12 protein-coding genes are annotated in these 18,276 nt (G+C 39.0%); 1 reads left to right on the top strand and 11 read right to left on the bottom strand.

The window, feature by feature from the left end:
• Positions 1-20: 20 nt before the first annotated feature.
• The 8 genes from ACHCNF_RS00480 to ACHCNF_RS00445 form a co-directional block, all read right to left on the bottom strand.
• Complete coding sequence (locus ACHCNF_RS00480; RefSeq protein ID WP_408070842.1) at positions 21-2,489, bottom strand: EAL domain-containing protein; 2,469 nt, start codon at positions 2,487-2,489, stop codon at positions 21-23.
• A 140-nt stretch (positions 2,490-2,629) separates the two neighbouring features.
• Complete coding sequence (locus tag ACHCNF_RS00475) at positions 2,630-4,897, bottom strand: DUF6449 domain-containing protein (RefSeq protein ID WP_408070841.1); 2,268 nt, start codon at positions 4,895-4,897, stop codon at positions 2,630-2,632.
• Positions 4,872-5,774, bottom strand: coding sequence for an ABC transporter ATP-binding protein (locus ACHCNF_RS00470; protein ID WP_408070840.1), 903 nt, complete (start codon positions 5,772-5,774; stop codon positions 4,872-4,874). Before ACHCNF_RS00470 ends, ACHCNF_RS00475 begins: the two co-directional genes overlap by 26 nt.
• Positions 5,775-5,850: 76 nt before the next feature.
• Positions 5,851-6,213 (bottom strand): GntR family transcriptional regulator, encoded by a 363-nt coding sequence (locus ACHCNF_RS00465; protein ID WP_408070839.1) that lies wholly within the window; start codon positions 6,211-6,213, stop codon positions 5,851-5,853.
• Between the two features lie 98 nt (positions 6,214-6,311).
• The gene (locus ACHCNF_RS00460; protein WP_408070838.1) at positions 6,312-9,206 is read right to left on the bottom strand and encodes a glycosyl hydrolase 115 family protein; all 2,895 of its coding nucleotides are present in this window, start codon (positions 9,204-9,206) and stop codon (positions 6,312-6,314) included.
• A gap of 141 nt (positions 9,207-9,347) precedes the next feature.
• Entirely contained in the window at positions 9,348-11,177 is a 1,830-nt protein-coding gene (locus ACHCNF_RS00455; RefSeq protein WP_408070837.1) for an ABC transporter ATP-binding protein, read from the bottom strand.
• A complete protein-coding gene (locus tag ACHCNF_RS00450; RefSeq protein WP_408070836.1) occupies positions 11,170-12,996 on the bottom strand; it encodes an ABC transporter ATP-binding protein in 1,827 nt (608 codons plus the stop codon). The genes ACHCNF_RS00455 and ACHCNF_RS00450 overlap by 8 nt, the downstream gene beginning before the upstream one ends.
• Complete coding sequence (locus ACHCNF_RS00445; RefSeq protein ID WP_408070835.1) at positions 12,993-13,718, bottom strand: hypothetical protein; 726 nt, start codon at positions 13,716-13,718, stop codon at positions 12,993-12,995. Before ACHCNF_RS00445 ends, ACHCNF_RS00450 begins: the two co-directional genes overlap by 4 nt.
• A 126-nt stretch (positions 13,719-13,844) precedes the next feature.
• On the opposite strand from ACHCNF_RS00445, the gene ACHCNF_RS00440 reads away from it, so the two are divergent.
• Positions 13,845-14,525: a PilZ domain-containing protein gene (locus ACHCNF_RS00440; RefSeq protein ID WP_408070834.1), complete on the top strand. Its 681-nt coding sequence runs from the start codon at positions 13,845-13,847 to the stop codon at positions 14,523-14,525.
• A 99-nt stretch (positions 14,526-14,624) separates the two neighbouring features.
• Here the strand turns inward: ACHCNF_RS00440 and ACHCNF_RS00435 are convergent, their stop codons facing one another.
• The 3 genes from ACHCNF_RS00435 to ACHCNF_RS00425 form a co-directional block, all read right to left on the bottom strand.
• Positions 14,625-14,924, bottom strand: a complete 300-nt coding sequence (locus tag ACHCNF_RS00435; RefSeq protein WP_408070833.1) for a hypothetical protein — start codon at positions 14,922-14,924, stop codon at positions 14,625-14,627.
• A gap of 383 nt (positions 14,925-15,307) precedes the next feature.
• Complete coding sequence (locus tag ACHCNF_RS00430; protein WP_408070832.1) at positions 15,308-17,029, bottom strand: C1 family peptidase; 1,722 nt, start codon at positions 17,027-17,029, stop codon at positions 15,308-15,310.
• 95 nt (positions 17,030-17,124) lie between these two features.
• The gene (locus tag ACHCNF_RS00425; RefSeq protein ID WP_408070831.1) at positions 17,125-18,204 is read right to left on the bottom strand and encodes an acyltransferase; all 1,080 of its coding nucleotides are present in this window, start codon (positions 18,202-18,204) and stop codon (positions 17,125-17,127) included.
• Between the last annotated feature and the right edge of the window lie 72 nt (positions 18,205-18,276).

Below are 18,276 nucleotides of genomic sequence, written 5' to 3'. Positions count from 1 at the left end.
CCTCCTGATTATATTATTTTTTACTCCTTCTCCACTTCTTCCAGAACCGTTTGAAAAATGTTTTCATCTGATATTCCCTCATCGGTTCTGAGTGCAAAAGCAGTTTTTATTCTCACAGTGATACTATTTCCTTCACTCTCTGTTATTTTTTCAACAGATTCCTTGATATTATTCGCAAAATACTCTAATGCTTCCCTTGTCTTGATGAATGTGAGTATCACAAAATAGCTCTCCTTGAGTCTTCCAACCGCGCAGGTCTGACTGGTGACAGATGTGATGTGCTTACTCATCGTCTGAAGGAATTTCTCCGCAACATCCTTGCCATAGGTTTCCAGTATCCTGGAGTATTTTTCATTACGAATAAGGATCACTCCGTAGCTTCTATTCTTATCTACATACTGTTCCGCATAATCCAACAGGCAGATCATTATCGCCCTTGCATTCATAAGTCTTGTAATCGGATCAATATTTGAAGGAATCGCAAAATTCTCAAGTCTGTACAGTTCTTCATCCTTGTCCTCAAAGAAACCTACAAGTCCTACAATCTCACCATTTCGATAAATAGGCATCTTTTGGCATCTGATATCGTGTACAACCCCTTCCACTATGCACTGTCCTGAAGCATCAATTATTCGTTCACCCTTGGTCAGTACCCGAATCTCATCATTTTTATATGGGTCTTCACTCACATGCCATCCCATATCCTCATCATTTTTCCCAAGAATATCATCAAGGGATTTAAATCCGTAAAAATCAAGGAACGACTGACTTGCTCCAAGAAATCTCCTGTCCTTATCTTTCCAGAAGAACTTGATGGCAGATCCCCATATCATATTTTCCCAAATCTCTGAATATGTGATTGCTCCGCTATCAGCAAGATACTTATCAACAAGGGATCTTGCAGAAGCGGTAAGTCCATCCAGAACTCTTGATATTTCCTCAGGTATCGATTTATAGCAGACAAGATATTCATTTCCGCCTGTACCGGGAACCATCATAACTATTATATTTTTGCGTTTGTAAGCTCCGCCCGGCTGCTTAATCCTGAATACCTTCTCCACATATCCTTTCTTGCATTTTTCTATTCGTGTACGCAAAGTGTCAAAATTCATATACTCTATGAAATCAGGTACCTCTGAAGGATATATACTCTCCTTTGCCAGCACTTTTACTGCATTTCTAAGGTCAGAATATACGTATGACTCATTTGTGATATATTTAAAGCGTCCAAGAAGCGGGGCTATTACGTTATTTCCAATATTTATCAGATCAACCACATCAAAAAGAAGGTTCAGCTCCCGGAGCTTTCCGTCAAGCATTTCACGCTCATTTATGTTCTGGTCCATGGAAATATTAATAATCGAACCTTTTATAATATGGTGTCCTTCATGTGATGCCAGACACTTAGCTCTGAACCTCAGATAATTGCCATTATCCGTATAATAGAAGGTCTCAATATTTGAGCTGTTTTCTATTACATTCGCAAACTCCCTGTATTTTTCAATCAGAGGTGAGCCTGTGTGGTAAATCCTTCTGTCAATTTCAGCATAATCACATTCATAGGTATGCAGAATCTGCTCCATATAAGCTCTGTTCATGAAAAGCGTATGGAAGTCCTTACCATCATCTTCAATGATTTCAAGCGGAATATCCACGTCTCTCACATGAAGCCCGGCTACATCATAGAAATGTCTCCATTGTCGTTTTTCTATGGCGATTCCCTTTTCTCTGACCTGGGCCAGTAAATCATCCATTCTCTCCGGCCTGCCATAATAGTATCCCTGTATTCTCTCACATCCTATGCTTTTCAGAAATTCCAGCTGTTCGGCAGTCTCTACACCCTCCGCAAGAGTTTTGATTCCGATATCCTTTGCCATTGTAATGGTTGATCGCATTATAGCTTTGGACTTTTCGGTAAATGAAGTAAGGAAATTCATGTCCATCTTCAACATGTCGAAGTCATAGTCCTTAAGCAGATTCAAGGATGAATAACCGCTTCCGAAATCATCCATCCAAATCTCATAACCCTTAGCTCTGAATTTTCTAATAACATCTGAGAGAAATCCTTCGTCCGCAACGAAGATACTTTCCGTGATCTCAATGTGGATATAGTCTCTTGGAATATCATATTTAGCAACCTCAGTCTCCACAATTTCAAACATATCGCATTTCAAAAAATCCAGCCTCGAAAAATTGATTGATACAGGTATTACGGGTTGAGATTTTTTTAAGTTGTTATCCAGGATTCTGCATACAGCCTTAACAACATAGCAGTCCAGTTTGTAAATGAGATCTTTGTCTTCAAGCGGTTTGACAAATTTGAAAGGAGCCAGCATGCCCCAGTACGGGTCATTCCATCTTGCAAGAGCCTCTAATCCGCATAGTTCCTCTGTGAGGGCGCGAACAACAGGCTGAAAAAACACTTCAATCCAGCCTTTTTCTATAGCTTCATCTATTTTATTAACAACATAATTGTATAGTTCATCCATAACACTATTATTGTATCTGATTTATCGATAAAAAGTGCCAAGTTTACGGAATATTAGCAAAGTTTATACATTTTTTATATACAAAAAGCTCCATATATCCTATTGAGATATATGGAGCTTTACACTTATGTTTTAACTATTCAGCCATTGGAAACACATTTTACCCAGCCGTATTCGCTGTTAGCTGAAGCATCTGTGTTACTGTCATCACTAAAGCATATTGTCTTAAGCTTATCCGGAAGATTATCGCTTTTTGACAATATCATATAATTTGAATATTGTGATGAACCTCTGTTAAATTCAAGGTTAATCCCTACATAGCCTGCTGCCTTTTCCACATCAAAAGACTCAATGCCATTTACATCATACAGATCCTGCGGAATAACGTTATTGATTACCTCTTGAATCTCTGCTTTATCATTGCTGCTCCATTCAGAGTGTGAAGGCTCATCCGTTTCATAGTCCCAGTCATCCACTATAACCCTAAGGTTGTCAACATTCTCGTTTCCATCCCACCAGGATGCAGGCACATTATGAGCATTTAAGAACGCTATTGTCTTTGTAAACGAAGGGAATATATAAAAATTGTACTTATTTGATGAATGATACTTTCCGTCTCCCTTCTCATTTGCACCATACAAAAGTATAGAAGGATTTTCTTTTCTGAGGTCATCAAAGGATTGATTTTTAAGCTCTTCCCCATAGATTTTCAAGAACTCATCCATCTCCTTGTCACTTACTTTCACTGAAAAATCATTTAACATGGTCTCCCCGTTAAAAGAATTGATCTCTCCTGCTTTTATTCCAAATACAGGGAACTTTCCCTCCTTGTACTCTTCGCTGTTATATAAATCTTTATACGCTGCAAAAAGCTCCTCATCGCCAATGTCTATCTTGTATTGTCGTCTGACCTTTTTGCCATTTTTGAGGTTCCATTGAACGCTTATAAATACATAATTTGGACTCTCTCCTTCCTGATACTCTCTGTAATCATAGTTTAAATAGTCAGGCGAAAACAAATTATTTCTGATAGCATCCTTATGTGCTTCTCTGGCATTTATTGCTCCAAGTCTCGTTATTTTTTCCACTTTATCCAAATCAGTAAGCTTCATGTTAGCAAGAGCATATCTTCCAGCATTTATAGTAGAGTCATAATATCCACCATCATGAGTTACCTTCTCATAAGGAGCTATCAGACCTTCGTAAACAATGCTATCTGCTATCGCTACGCTCTCTACACGGGATGGCATAGGCTGCCAGGTCTCATATCCGAAAATATCAAATACAAATCCCACAAATATCAAGCTGCTTATTACAGCACTTGCAATAAGGGTCCCATAGTTTTTGAGCGATGCCTTGAAATCAAATTCATAAATAGTCTCAATTACAAAATGTATCAGAACAGCACCACATATGATTCCGAATGCAAAGATTCCAAGGCTTCTGGTGCTGCTAACGAAATACATCATTATACCGGCCCCGAGCGCTCCAACTACTGTGATAAATATTTTAAAGACAGGCTTTGTAATGTAAAACGCCATTGCCTTACCTGCTGCTTCCGCAGGTCTTCTCTTTACAAGAAATCTTGCAACAGCAAAAGAAAGAACAGTAAGAACAATTATAAAGAGCATCCCTTTTGCAGCATCAAAAGTATAGAATGCAATCTCATGCTCTGCATCACCCTGAAACTTTGCTATGGTATCCATAAACAGTTTTATCGGCGATCCGTCTCCATATAAGAGCACTTCAAAAAGCGCTTTCTCTGTATAAAAACTTGATATAAACGTTGCCATATATAAGTTATAAAGACTTATTACAACAGAACCTGCAAAAAAGAATACTGCACAGCCAAGAGCAGCAACAACCACATGCCCTGTAAGTACCGCAGCAAGTGTGCATATCTCATAGCACATGATAAATATAACTATCATCACTATAGCTGAAGCAAAATATAAGAATATTGAATTTACTGCTACATATCCTCTTGAGATGCCCATGATAACCGTTATTAAATGGCAAATAACATACGGCACAGCAAAAATAAGAATTCCGCTTATATTGTTAGCATCGAATAACTTTTCCCTTTTCACAGGCAGTGAATAATAGAGATCAGTCTGTTTTGAATCAAAAAGGTAATAGTAGCTCTGAAGTGCAAGAATAAATGAAAGAGCCAATATTGTCAGTATAACCGCTACATTCCCCATTCCGGCAATATTATTATAAAAGTGTATCTGTATATCGCCTATATTCGTCTGCTTACTCTCAAGTCTTAAGTTGTAATGTCCAAACATGAGCAACGCATATACTATCTGAGAGAAAAAGTTTGCAGCAATAGATAATGCAATTGTCCAAAGACGTCTTTTTGAGTTCTCTTTTAGTAAATTAACAAATAATCTTTTTGATGTCATATCCCTGTACCCCCGTTTCACTTATAAATATCTCTTCAAGAGACAGCGGCAGTATTTCCATGAAAATCGGACTTTCTGCCCTAAGTGCATCACTTATCTCCTCCTCCTGACCTCGAATGGTCATGGTTACAAGCTTTCCTCTGCTATCTGAAACAAGAACATTCAACAAATCTTCTATCCTCTTTTTACTCATCTCATCTCTGAAAACGCACTGAATCTTATGTATATCTGTTTTTGCATCATCCAGATTTTTGGATAAGAGTATTCCGCCTTTATGCAATAGTCCAACTGTATCGCATATATCCTCCAGTTCTCTAAGGTTATGAGATGCAATGACAGGAGTGAATTTTCTTGAAGACATATCACCTATGAACAGACTCTTAACCGCCTGACGCATTACAGGATCAAGTCCGTCAAAGGTTTCATCACAGTATAGATATCTTGTATTTGCTGCAATCCCAAGAATTATTGATAACTGCTTTTTCATTCCCTTTGAAAAAGTCTTTATTTTCCTGTTCTTATTAAGGCCAAAGTTTTTCATAAGGTACTCAAATCTATCCATGTTAAAACTATCATAGACATTGTTATAAAACACAGCCATCTCCTTTGGAGTTGTATTAGAGAAAAAAGCTGTATCATCAGATATATAGAAAATCTCCCTTTTTACATCAGGGTTCTCATACACAGGTCTCCCATCAACAGTTACGGTTCCTGTATCCGGCTGCAAGATACCCGCAGCCAATCTCAAAAAGGTGCTCTTCCCGGCACCATTTGTTCCGACAAGTCCAAAAACCTGTCCATCTTCTATGGTCAGATCTATACCGGCAATAGCCTGAATGTCATCAAATTTCTTAGACAAATTATTTGCCTTTATCATCTTCATCCTCCTTCACTTTTCTCATTCCCCTAAATATAAGCTTTTATCACTTCCAATATATTCGCAGCAAAAAACATTATCCGAATTTTTCACTGACAAAAGAAGTGATTTCCTTTTTGGTGAACCCCACTTTAACTGCCTTATCAATAATGCCTGAGAGTTCTTCCAGTATTTCCTTTTTTCTGGCAGGCAAAACTTCATCTGCAGAAGCTGCAAATCTTCCTCTTCCTGCCACCGAATAGCACATACCCTTCTGCTCAAGGGCATCATAGGCTTTCTGAATAGTGTTTGGATTAATTGACAGATCCATCGCCAATGATCTCACTGAAGGCAGCGCTTCACCCTGTCCTATTACGCCGCAGAGTATCAGTTCCTCCAGTTTCCCTGCTATCTGCTCATACAGGGGTCGCTTGTCTCTAAAATCAATTTCGATCAGCATAATTTCCTCCTGTTTGTAGTGTACTATCTCATCTAGTACACTTAGTATAATATTATAGGTGCTGACACATGTCAACACCTATATAATTAAGCCTGTATTTAAAGGTAGGTCTTTGGCAGTTTTACGCCATCTTTGTAAACAACAAGCTTGTCAAAAACAGCTCCGGCATCACCTGCGTACAATGAAATGGTATTAATGCCCTTCTTGAGCTCTATCTTTGCATGAGCTATATGTTCATGGTCAAGAACTGCTTCACACCACTCCCTGCAGGGAAAATCCGTAAAGTACCCTTCACCTGTACCATATTCAATTTTTATATCTCCATCATTTACGCTATAACCGAACTTAAGTCTCCCTCCTCTTACAATAGGATTGGTCATTACAAGGTGAAAATCAAGGTCATATGCTCCGCCATCTTCTGAATATACATTGTAGCTTATGCTGGGAACATTTCCGCTTTTTATCTCTTCCTCATCATAATTTGATATAGATGGAAATACCTTTACTGCCGGCTTACCACTTTTCCCAAGATAGTCTATAGCTTCGAAGTCTGAGCTTCCTGCTGCCTTTTTCTTAACATAATTCTCAGCACCAATAAATATAATATCCCCGGTTTCTTCAATACAGCTATCAGCCATAAATATGACTTCTATCTCGTTATGACTGCCATCGTCAAAGCTTAGTTTGACTGTAGCTTTAGTACTTGTTTTCCCTGCAATCAGTTCTTTTTTTATACCAAAATGAACCGTTTTTCTGGCATCCGTGAAGTTATCATCTACTATAACTTTTCCCTTAGTTTCTTTGCATACAAGCCAGTCAGTGTCAAAAACTATCTCATAGGAGTATCCCACATCTCCTCTGGTATCAAGGTCAAGGAGAACCTCATTTGTACCTGGCCTTGTAAATCCATAGCTGATAGGGGCAGGCGGTCCCTGCCAGTGTTCTCCCAGATTAACAATTTTTTCTCCCCTGAAGGAGATCACGGGCTTTGCATCGTGCAGAGGACTAACCATGCAAACCGTAGGATAAGTCCAGTCATATGCGTCCCATGACCTGAATCCCACATGGGCCGAACTCATCATATGGTTCCATTTACCCCCGTTAAAGCTATGGAATTCATCAACGAGGCAAATATCACGGGATATCCTTCTTTGCACAGACTGCGCAAAATGATTGGCATATACACAGCCTCTTCTTGCAAGCTCCTTATTCATTCCTGCTTCCACACACATCAAAACTATGTTAAGACTGGCTGCTGCCGGATAGTATATCATGCTCCTATAAGCTGTAAGAGCTTCATCCTTAAGCTCTTTATTTAATCTCTCTGCTGTATCAAGTATATTTTTTGCATCCTCCCAGACCTTATCTCCTTCCATCATATCCACGGGATTATAAATATCCTCATTCATAGTCTCAGGAGTTCTCTGTGCATTATATCTTGTATAGCCCTCTATCACCTTTGCAATATCCTTTTTCTGAATAGGTGTTGCTCCTGGGAACTGTCTCTCTATCCATAGGCCGGCATACTCTGCAGTCTTGTTTTTGGCCTTCTCGCCATATTTATCATAGTCATAGGCAAGATCCATGAAAAAGCAAAGAGGATACTCGTTCAGCTTAAGGTCGCCCACGTTTACTATCCACATCTTCCTTACACCTGACTCATAAGCAAGGCTCATCTGCTCCCATGTTTTGGTGAGTCTGTTGCAGTTTACCCATTCATAGCTGACAGGTGCTCCATGGTAGTCAAAATGGTAATACATACCAAACCCGCCCCTATGATTTCTGGTCTCTTCAGTAGGAAGAGCTCGTACATGACCGTGGTTATCATCGCTTAACAAAAAGATTACATTATCAAGTTCATCCCAGTCCTTAAGTCCCTCCGTGCTCTCGTCTCCATAGTAGTAATCCTCTACCTCCTTGTAGATTGCAAGCATTCTCGGCACCTTATCAATATCAGCATTTACATTCTTTTTTATAAGCTCATCCTGAACCTTTATTGCCTTTTTCACTACATCAATATTGTCTTTTAATGTTGCATCCTCAGGCATAAGCTTAGAATCAGCCTCTCCACGCATTCCTATGGTTATCACGTTTTCAAAGGCCTTGTTTCTGTTTACACCGTCCTCCCAGAATTTTGTAATCCCCTCTGTGTTGGACAAAAAGCTCCAGGTATTGTCGTCACTGTAATTTTTATACTGTCTCTGCCATTCCACACCAGACCTGCACATAGGCTCATGATGTGATAGTCCCATTATTACTCCAAGCTTATCTGCAAGCTCTGCATTCAATAGCCCGGGGCCGTCCTGAGAAAAGGATGAATTCCACATGGCGGGCCACATATAGTTACCATTAAGTCTGAGAAGGAGTTCAAAAATCTTGCGATAAGCTTTTGAATTAATATCCCCGAATTTTTCGGTAGCCCAGTTTCCAAAGGCCGGCCACTCATCATTAATGAAAAATCCTCTGTATTCTACCGATGGCTCCTTTGATACAATTTCCTCCGGAATATCAATAACTATCTCATACTTTTTTAAAGGTGAAACATCTCCAAAATATACAAGGGGTGATACCCCGCACATACCTGATAATCTGAACATTCCGTAGATTGTTCCCCTCTTGTCACTTCCTGCAATAACAAGAGCCTTCTTTACAGCATCATTTTCAGGAAAGGGGTTATCCACGCAAGTGATCTTATATACCTCTCGCTTTCCCTTAATATCATCAAGCTTTATTCTTCTACCCACGGATAATTTGTCCAAAATATTGCTCTTACCTATTGTTGCAGCAATAACAATACATTCTTCTGCACTTTTTACTACTGCTTTCCCATCCGCAGCAACATACTCTTCATTTATGATAAAGGGGCGAACATCCGTCACAGCTTCAATATCATCTGCCACAGTCTCCCCTATCATCTTTATTCCTTCATAGCTCTCATTCTCTATAAGCAATGACGCACATTTATTATCCTTAAACAACTCAAATTTGCACATAAAAAAGCCTCCCTACTTCAATTATGACTATACATACAAAGAAGCGGAAAGGCTTGTTTAATATTGCTGATATTCTATTGTTTTTTGCTTTTTCAAAAGCCCGGGGGCTTAATCATGCATTCTTCCATCTTCTCTGATATCTCAGATGGCTGCAGCCTCCATCTCCTCAAACTGTCTTGAGAAAAGCTGATGGTAATAGCCGTTTACATTTTTCATAAGTTCCTTATGTGTTCCGCGCTCTATAATCTTTCCATCCTTGACCACAAGTATCACATCCGCATCAACAACAGTTGACAGTCTGTGCGCGATCATAAATGATGTTCTTCCGTTTATCACCACAGATATTGCATCCTGAATAGCTTTCTCTGTAACTGTATCTATTGAAGATGTCGCTTCATCAAGAACAAGAATCCTCGGATCGGCAAGAATTGCTCTGGCAAAGGACAGAAGCTGCTTTTCACCTGTTGAGAGCATATCTCCGCCCTCTCCTACGTCACTGTCAAGTCCATTGTCCATTCTTTCAACTATCTTGTCAGCTGAAACCAGCTTTAATGCATCCCATATCTCCTCATCGGTGGCATCAGGATTGCCATACCTGAGGTTTTCTCTGACACTTCCTGAAAAAAGATGTGGTGTCTGAAGCACATATCCAATATTACTGTGAAGCCATAGCTGTGATCTCTCCTTGGCATTTCTTCCATCTATCAGGACTTCACCGCTTGTAGGCTCAAAAAATCTGCACACAAGATTTACCAGAGTGGATTTGCCTGCACCGGTTTCTCCGACGATAGCTACATTAGTTCCCTGCGGGACCTTCAGGTTAAAGTGTTCAAGTACGTACTCTGTTCCATCAGGATAGTGAAAAGATACATCCTTAAATTCCACATCTCCTATAAGCTCTTCCCAGTTTTCCTTCTTGGGATTAAAGGTGTCTCCGTATTTTTTAACAACCTCAGGTGAATCTGCAACATCCGACTCAGTTCCAAGAAGTCTTGTCAGTCTCTCCACGTTTACCTGTACAGCTATAAGCTCAGAAATGGTGACAATTATGTTTTGTATAGGCTCCAGAATACCAAGTGCATAGGACAGGAAAACAGACAGTGTTCCTATCTCCAGAACACCCTCCATGGTTATGATTCCGCCTCTCCACAAAACCAGAGCCAGTGCACAGGATGAGAGCATGGTCACCGAAGCTGAAAACAGTGCTGAAAAATGTGTGGCATTAACTGCATTTTTCCTGTAATTTTCTGTGTCTTCCCTGAAATCATTCTGAATCCTGTCCTCTACAACAAGGGTCTTTATGGCCTTTGCGCCTGTAATACCTTCATTGAAATTACCGGTAATTGTTGAATTAAGTTCCCTTATATGTCTGTTAAGAACAATCAGGTGTTTTTGGAAATAAATAACAAATACAACCGCTATAGGAATAAGCGCCAGTATATATACTGCAAGCTTTGCATTTACTGCAAGCATTACCACAAGCACAAAAAGTATATAGCTTCCGTTCCAGACTATATCCATAAGTCTCCAGGCACACATTACTCCGATTTTTCCTGTATCGCTCATAACTCTGGCATGGATATAGCCAACATTATTCTGATTAAAGTATGAAAAGGACAACTCCTGAAGATGATTAAATGCTGCGTTTCTAAGATCTCTGTCCATCGACATCTCAATCTCTCCGCACATATTTGCACTGGTAAAGTCCATAATAAGCTTTATTATAAGAACTGAGGCGTATGCTAAGGCAAAATACCCTATCCCCTTAGTCGTTCCCTTTGCTATGAAATTATTAATAGCATATCTGTTAAAAAGCGGAACAAAGGAATCTATCATACTAACCATGCTGCCAAGAAAAATCATTATAGCCATTTTAGGCAGATAGGGTTTTAAGTACGGCATTATTCTGGGATATCCAAACAATGGCAGCGACACTGTTTTATTTCTGTAAGTTTTCTTAGTATCAGGCAATGTCTTCGCCTCCTCCCTGTATCTGAATGTCATAAATCCTGCGGTACAGACCATTTTTATCAAGAAGCTCTGCGTGAGTCCCCTCCTCAGCCAGTTCGCCGTGGCTGAGAACTATGATGTGATCTGCATGCATAAGTGTTGTAATTCTATGTGAAATAATAATAGTTGTAGCCTGGCCCACATTTTTATCAAGGGCTGCCCTTATCTTAGCATCTGTTTCAGTATCTACAGCAGAAAGCGAATCATCAAAGATCATAATGGGAGGCTTAGACACGAGCATCTGCGCTATAGCTGTTCTCTGCTTCTGACCGCCTGACAAAGTGACTCCGCGCTCACCTACGAATGTATCATAACCGTCATCAAAGCTTTTGATCGTCTCATCAAGGGAAGCCATTCTGGCAGCTCTTCGGATGTCCTCTATACTGGCTGACTTATTTGTGATGCCAATATTTTCATACAAAGTTCTCGAAAACAGAAAAGGCTCCTGAAGTACAAATCCGATATTTTCTCTGAGGTAATGCATCCTGATATTGTTTATGTCAACGTCTCCTATAGTTATGCTTCCTCCATCCTCCGGAAGATTATATAATCTGTCCAGAAGATACATAAGCGTCGATTTACCGGATCCGGTACCTCCAAGAACACCTACCGTCTCTCCGGCTTTTACCTTAAAGCTGACATGCTTTAAAATCTCAGCTGTTCCGTTGTCATATGAGAAGCTGACATCTTTAAACTCAATATCCCTGTTAAGAGGAGGTTCTATGGCGCCTTCCCTGTCTGTCTCTATATCAGAATTCATGATATATCTAAGTCTGTCTATGGACACTCCGGCCTTACTCATTTCTGAGATAACTCTTCCCATCATACGAACCGGCCAGGAGATCATTGCATTGTATGATATAAAAGCTATAAGCTCTCCAACTGTTATACGTCCCTGAACACAGAAAACGGAACCCAGAACAAGTACAGCCATTCCCTGCATTCCGGATATCATATCATTGGACGTCCAAAACGCTGCCAAAAGTTTCATCAGGTGAATCCACATTTTTGTGTATTCCCTATTTTTAGTCTCAAAGCGTTCTCGTTCGTATTTTTCTCTTCCAAAGGCACGTACAACTCTTACACCTGTCAGGTTCTCCTGAGCTATGGCAGAGAGCTTTCCTTCTTCTGTATCAACAATTTCAAATGCACTTCCTATCTTGTTATGAAAAAAGAGCGAATACAGAACTATCACAGGAATAAATGCAGCAGAAATCAGTGATAACCAAATATCTATCTGGAACATAAAATACATTCCAAGACCGATCATTATCACAATTCTGAACAGGGAAGTCAGTTGCTCCGAGAGGAACATCTTAATGGTCTCAACATCTGAGGTACAACGCTGAATAATATCACCTGTGTGGTTTTCACTGTGCCATGCAAAAGGAAGATGGCAAATGTGCTCAAACAATATGTCTCTCATTCTGCAGATAAGCTTTTCTGCAGCCATGGAATTAAACATCTTGTTCAGGTAGCGAAATACTGCACACAACAAAGCAATAGCAATTACTATCAGTGCAACAACGAAGATATGACCTCTTAAATATTCTCTGCCCCCTGTAATACCAACGATCATCTGCATATAAAAGGGCATCACTGACTCTGAATCCCCTATAAGATAATCAACCGTATACTGTATTATTTTGGGATTTACCATATCAAGAAACGCTACCGCCATGGAGAATATTACTCCAGCGATAAATAAACCTATACTCCCCTTAAGAAAAAACAGGACTAATGATGTTTTTGTAGGAAATTGTTCTTTAGTAGTTTTCATATTTCTCCAATCTTTCTTCTTATAGCAAAAGTCACGAGTGGTGCAGCCGTTTTTCCTACGCCGTATATAGCATCTCCAAGTGTATGATATGCTCCCTGGCGCATGAATTCCCCATCATTTGATCTACAGTAATTATTATGAATATAAAAGCCGTCTGCTTCACGGGATATGCAAACCGTATGTAACTGATTCTTTATATTTTCCCGATTCCAGTAAAAAGTCACAAGAAACACGTTATATTCATCACCGATTTTATCAAGCACAATCTTTTTCCTGCAAGTATTTCTTTTTACCTCATAACCCATCTTTTTAAAATATTCGGCAGGCGCGGTTGGTGTGATTCCGAATCCCCCCTTAAGTGTTACACCTTTTCGTTCGAAATAACTAATGAGAGCAGGTAATCCAATATTCATATTTCCAAGACAGACAAGCGCATTATAAGTTGCGATTATCTCGCAGCCCGAATATGACATGTTGGACTTTATATGACTGCCAAACATTATGTCACTCCATAGGTTCTGATTTTCTATCAGTCTGCCAGGCACAAACAGCTTACCGCTTTTTCCTGAAAGAAGGCGTTCATTTTCATTGCGATGAGTCTCAACAATATCCTTCTTTACAGGTCCTGTCATGAATGCCATAATTGAAAAAAAGAACAAAACTATACTGTTTGGTATATACTTTGGAATTATTTTTTCATACAGCTTTACTTTTTTTGACATAAATTTTCACCATACTGATATTTTAGATTGTGCACTATTTACACAAGCCTTTACCTATGTTTAAATTTATAAGGTTGCCTTTAATTCATTCACAAATAAACAAACGTCATTTTTACAGAGGATATTATGAATATCACAGAGCTTGTTCAGGGGACAGAACTCACAGTAAGCACACTAATAGATAATATGCCGGTCAATATAAAAACAAAAGCTATCTCCGTTATGGATGATGCTCTTTTGGTAGGGCCGCTCAAATACCATGGAACTCCCATACCTGCAGCTACACAGGCTACAGCTGTAGCTGTGATTCCTCCAAGGAACATGAAGGTAAGTTTTCATCTTTCATCCTTGATTCCGTATGAAAACTGGAATGACACTTATTATCTTTTAAAAGGTTCTGAAATAATAACTGAGGTTGATAATCAAAGAAAGGCTGAGCGCTACGTACTAAACGCTCTTGGAAAAGCTGTTATCAACCATGTAAATACCACCAGCGCAATTATATACGATATCTCTATTCGTGGAATGTCACTGCTTCTTGGCAAAAATGCATACGCTAATCCCGGAGACGGTATAAGGCTGACCTTTAAGCCTGCAGGATACACGAAATCATTCGAAATCACACTTACTGTAGTAAGAAATTTCAAAATAGGTACTTATGACGCTGTTGGTTGTAAGATGCGTGGAATAGACAGCCAGCTCATGACTTATATAATGACAATAAAAAAGCAAAAGGATGAAATAAAGCGTGTCCAATCCCAGTCAAAGGTTCTGGTACGAGATGAATCTGCTGATGCTCAGGAATAATTCAATATCGAGCAGACTATAGTGAGCTATAAAATCCCGGCTAAATGCTTCGGGCAAAAAAAAGAAGTTGTTATAAACAACTTCTTTTTATTTTTATCCTCAGCCAGCAGCGGGTACTATCTCATCCATTACGTCTGAATTCTCATTATTTTCATTTGTAATCAACTCATCCGTCTTCCTTGGAGCACGAACACCGAAGCTTCCTTCGTATCGCTGTTCCTTAAGAATCTTCCGGATAGCTGCAAGATCCTTGCTCATATCCTCACGTCTCTTACAAACGACTGTTGGAACACTGCCATTCCCCATCTCTACAACGTAGCCGGCATCGCCAAGAATCTTCTGGATTTTCAACTTATCTGTGGTACGAATCTCTGCAGGTGTCTTATCTTCTCTCCCCACTACAAACCTCCTATTAAATCTACATTAGCAGAATTTGTGTTTCAATCATCTTCTACCACAAAATATAGCACATTAAAATTTTCTTTGCAAGAATTGGTATTACTTTAACAAAGTAAATGCCGCTTATATACTGGGGTTCATGTATAAAAACTACGTCAATCCGATAATTTTTATTTTATCTTAACAGCCGCCTATTTTATATTTATAAACTTAACATTTTTACTTTATAAACCTGACACATTTTGGCAACAAATTTATCCTAACATATACTCATCAGAGATGAAAAACATCTTCTGAACCCCAAAAAACTTTTTTCATACAACATGGCCATACGACTCCCCATCGTATGGCCACCTCCCATTAATGGACAAAATCAGGTGATATCACCTGATTTTATTAGTGTAGGCCTTTATAAAGAAATCCTTATCCGTTTGTCTGATCATCACACTCCCGCTTACATCCTGAAGATAGCTGTGGCCGCTTGCTGTATTTACTGTATGAATAGCGCCAAGATTATGCTGCCATTCATCCTTATGCACATGTGTAGTATAATCCATGGACTTTTCATATATCAGTTTTGTCTTCTTCCCGGGTTTTATGAGTATCAGATATTCCCTACCCTTTTTGATACTGACGGGATTATCCAAAGAAAACGTATGATATCCACCTGTTATTGCCTTGCAGCTCTTTGATATCAGCGGCTTATTCTGTTCATCAAGATTTATATAATGTAGCCTACCCGACATTCCCAAGAGTGTATCATTATCTAATCTATCTATGGAATCAGCCAGATTCTTTACGTCAATATCATCTGTATTTTCATCAACCAGCTCATAAATATTCAGCTCATCCTCTGTATCAGTACTCATTGAAAAATAACCGACAGCTGAAAGGCTTTCATCTTCAGCCGGGGAGATGGTTATTCCGTAACAGGCATCATTTTTATCATACATATATACCATATTCTTTTTATCGACTATAGGATCCATAACATGTGTAACAAATCCGGCATACTGGTAATTATTATCATACCAATTGCTATCTCCCGGCATAGCACAGCTGTATGCTACTACATTATTGTTGTTAAAGATAACATCATCATATGAAAGATAGAAATAGCCGGAAGCGCCTGACTCAGCTCCCCAGCTGTTTCTGCAGATAAAAGCGCCATCAGAGGATGCCTTGGTTATAAAATTTTTGGCAGGATATTCATCATTCCATCCCACGATCAAAATCTCGTGATCCGCTAAGTTACCTTCACCATACTTCTTATAATCATAGAGAGCCACTTTTTTCCCGGTCCAGAAAGCATTATCAGTGTTAACACTTGCTGTGACACTCCCATGCTCCATTATCATATTTTTAATAATGTCTCTGTTCTTTTGGGTAGCAGGGATTTCCATTACATTTTGGATATGACAAAATGCGTTTTCGTAAGGTCCTGTCGGAACATCTGCATTTTGGGTGTACAGATCATTTTGTCCCTTAATGACATGAAACGAATTGCATTCAGCATCTTCTACAGGTCCTTTCCATGAAGTAAAAAGTGAAAGGCAATAATCAGTAACTCCTCCAACGGATAAATAACTTGTGTCATATTTTCCAAGGAATTTATCATTTTCTTCATACACAAATTCCCTGTAATCATTGTCAATGCCACCATTTTTAGATCCATAAGCCCGATGCATATTATAATAAGCGCCATGCTTTTCTGAAAGATTTAAATCCAATACATCAAGGTCCTCATGATGGATAAGCAGGTCACTCTCAACAGCCCCAAGAGCGGCAAATTCCCAACAAAGTGCAGTAAATCCCTGATTTCTTACAGCTGTTATATAGTCTCCGCCTTCACCCTGATCAGAAGTATAGAAGGAAGGTAATTTTTTTTCTGCTGCCAGATCAAAGTCCACTTCACTGCCATCGACAGCCTTCATAAGATCTTCGCTATCGTCATCAATAACAATTGCTTCACTTACCTCCAACTCAGACAATTTTAGCGGGACTGCGTTTATCGGTTTTTTATAAGCAAAAGCCGTATTTGTAATCATGATTAGTGATGCCGCCGCAATGCATGCTGCGGTGGCCGTTATTCTTCTTCCTGTCATCCGTTCCCTCTGACCGATACAAACAATCGGTATTAACAGTACTTTTTATAACTTATTTCGAAATCAATCTTCTCCTATTTGCAAATATATTCACTTTATATTGAGAACATTCTGAGTGCTCCAAGCTTTCGTGACATAAATTTTGATATAGGTTTCGAAATAGCCGAAAATACAAAATAACAAGTGGTACATACCAAGTACAATATAATTATACATGCTATTAAATGTAAAAACATAAAGCCTGTTCCTTTTGAAACAAATTCACTTATACCCAAAAGCCCTATAAATCTCAAATGCAAAATGTAAACAGTAAAGGAAGCTTTGGCCAAAATATTTATATATTTGTTATTCTTTATAGTAATTTCCTTAAATAGCATGAACAGCAGCGCAGCCTCTGCAATAACCAGTGGATTGCTATAGTTCCATGAAACTGTATCATATATGTTCTTGCCACTGCGCATTCCATCAGCGTAACTCCAAGCCATATTGAGACACAGGCATATAAAATATGTTGAAATGATCTTACCTGTTTTTGTCGTGTTCTTAGTGTCTCGTATGTAAGCGCCTATGAGATAAAGCACAATAAAATTAACTATCGTATATCCTGCCTGCGAACCTTCAAGTCCTATAGTACTGCTTCCGTTGAGCTGCCTTCCGGACCAATAGCCAATGATATCGATAATCGTAGGATATATGGAAAAGAGCAAAACCATGAATGTTATAAGTATTCTTCTCCCACTATCATTAAGTCTGTTCCACATCACATTAACGAAAGGTGAGATTAAATAAAGTGCGAAGAATACATACACATACCAGTTGGAGGAAAAAACATATTCAATAAGTGTATCTATATTTGCATTATCTGGTGCCAGAAAAACCTGTATCAAAAATGTTATTGCTGCAAAGAAAAGAACCTGCGCAACAAGTCCAAAGGGTTTCAAAAAATCCCTGACATTGGTTTTACATAAAAAATAGCCTGTTATGATAACAAAAATATTAACCGCTGAAATACTGACAGATTCGAGTGTAACAAGAATGAACTGACTAATACTTCCATCCGTTACAGTGGAAAAACCGCCATTTTTTGTACTGTTGTAATGAAGGACAATTACCATGCAGGTTGCAATAATCCTCAAAAGCTCTATATTAGATTGTCTTGTTACTTTTTCTTTCATATGTCCTCCAAAATCCGGCTGTATTTTTAAGGCCAGGATGTTCCGATCACATTATGAACCCCAGCCCTATCA

It is taken from the genome of Butyrivibrio sp. NATIVEDY162 (genome assembly GCF_045999815.1).
Classification (GTDB): Bacteria; Bacillota; Clostridia; order Lachnospirales; family Lachnospiraceae; genus Butyrivibrio.
This window is presented reverse-complemented; position numbering and strand designations above follow the sequence as displayed.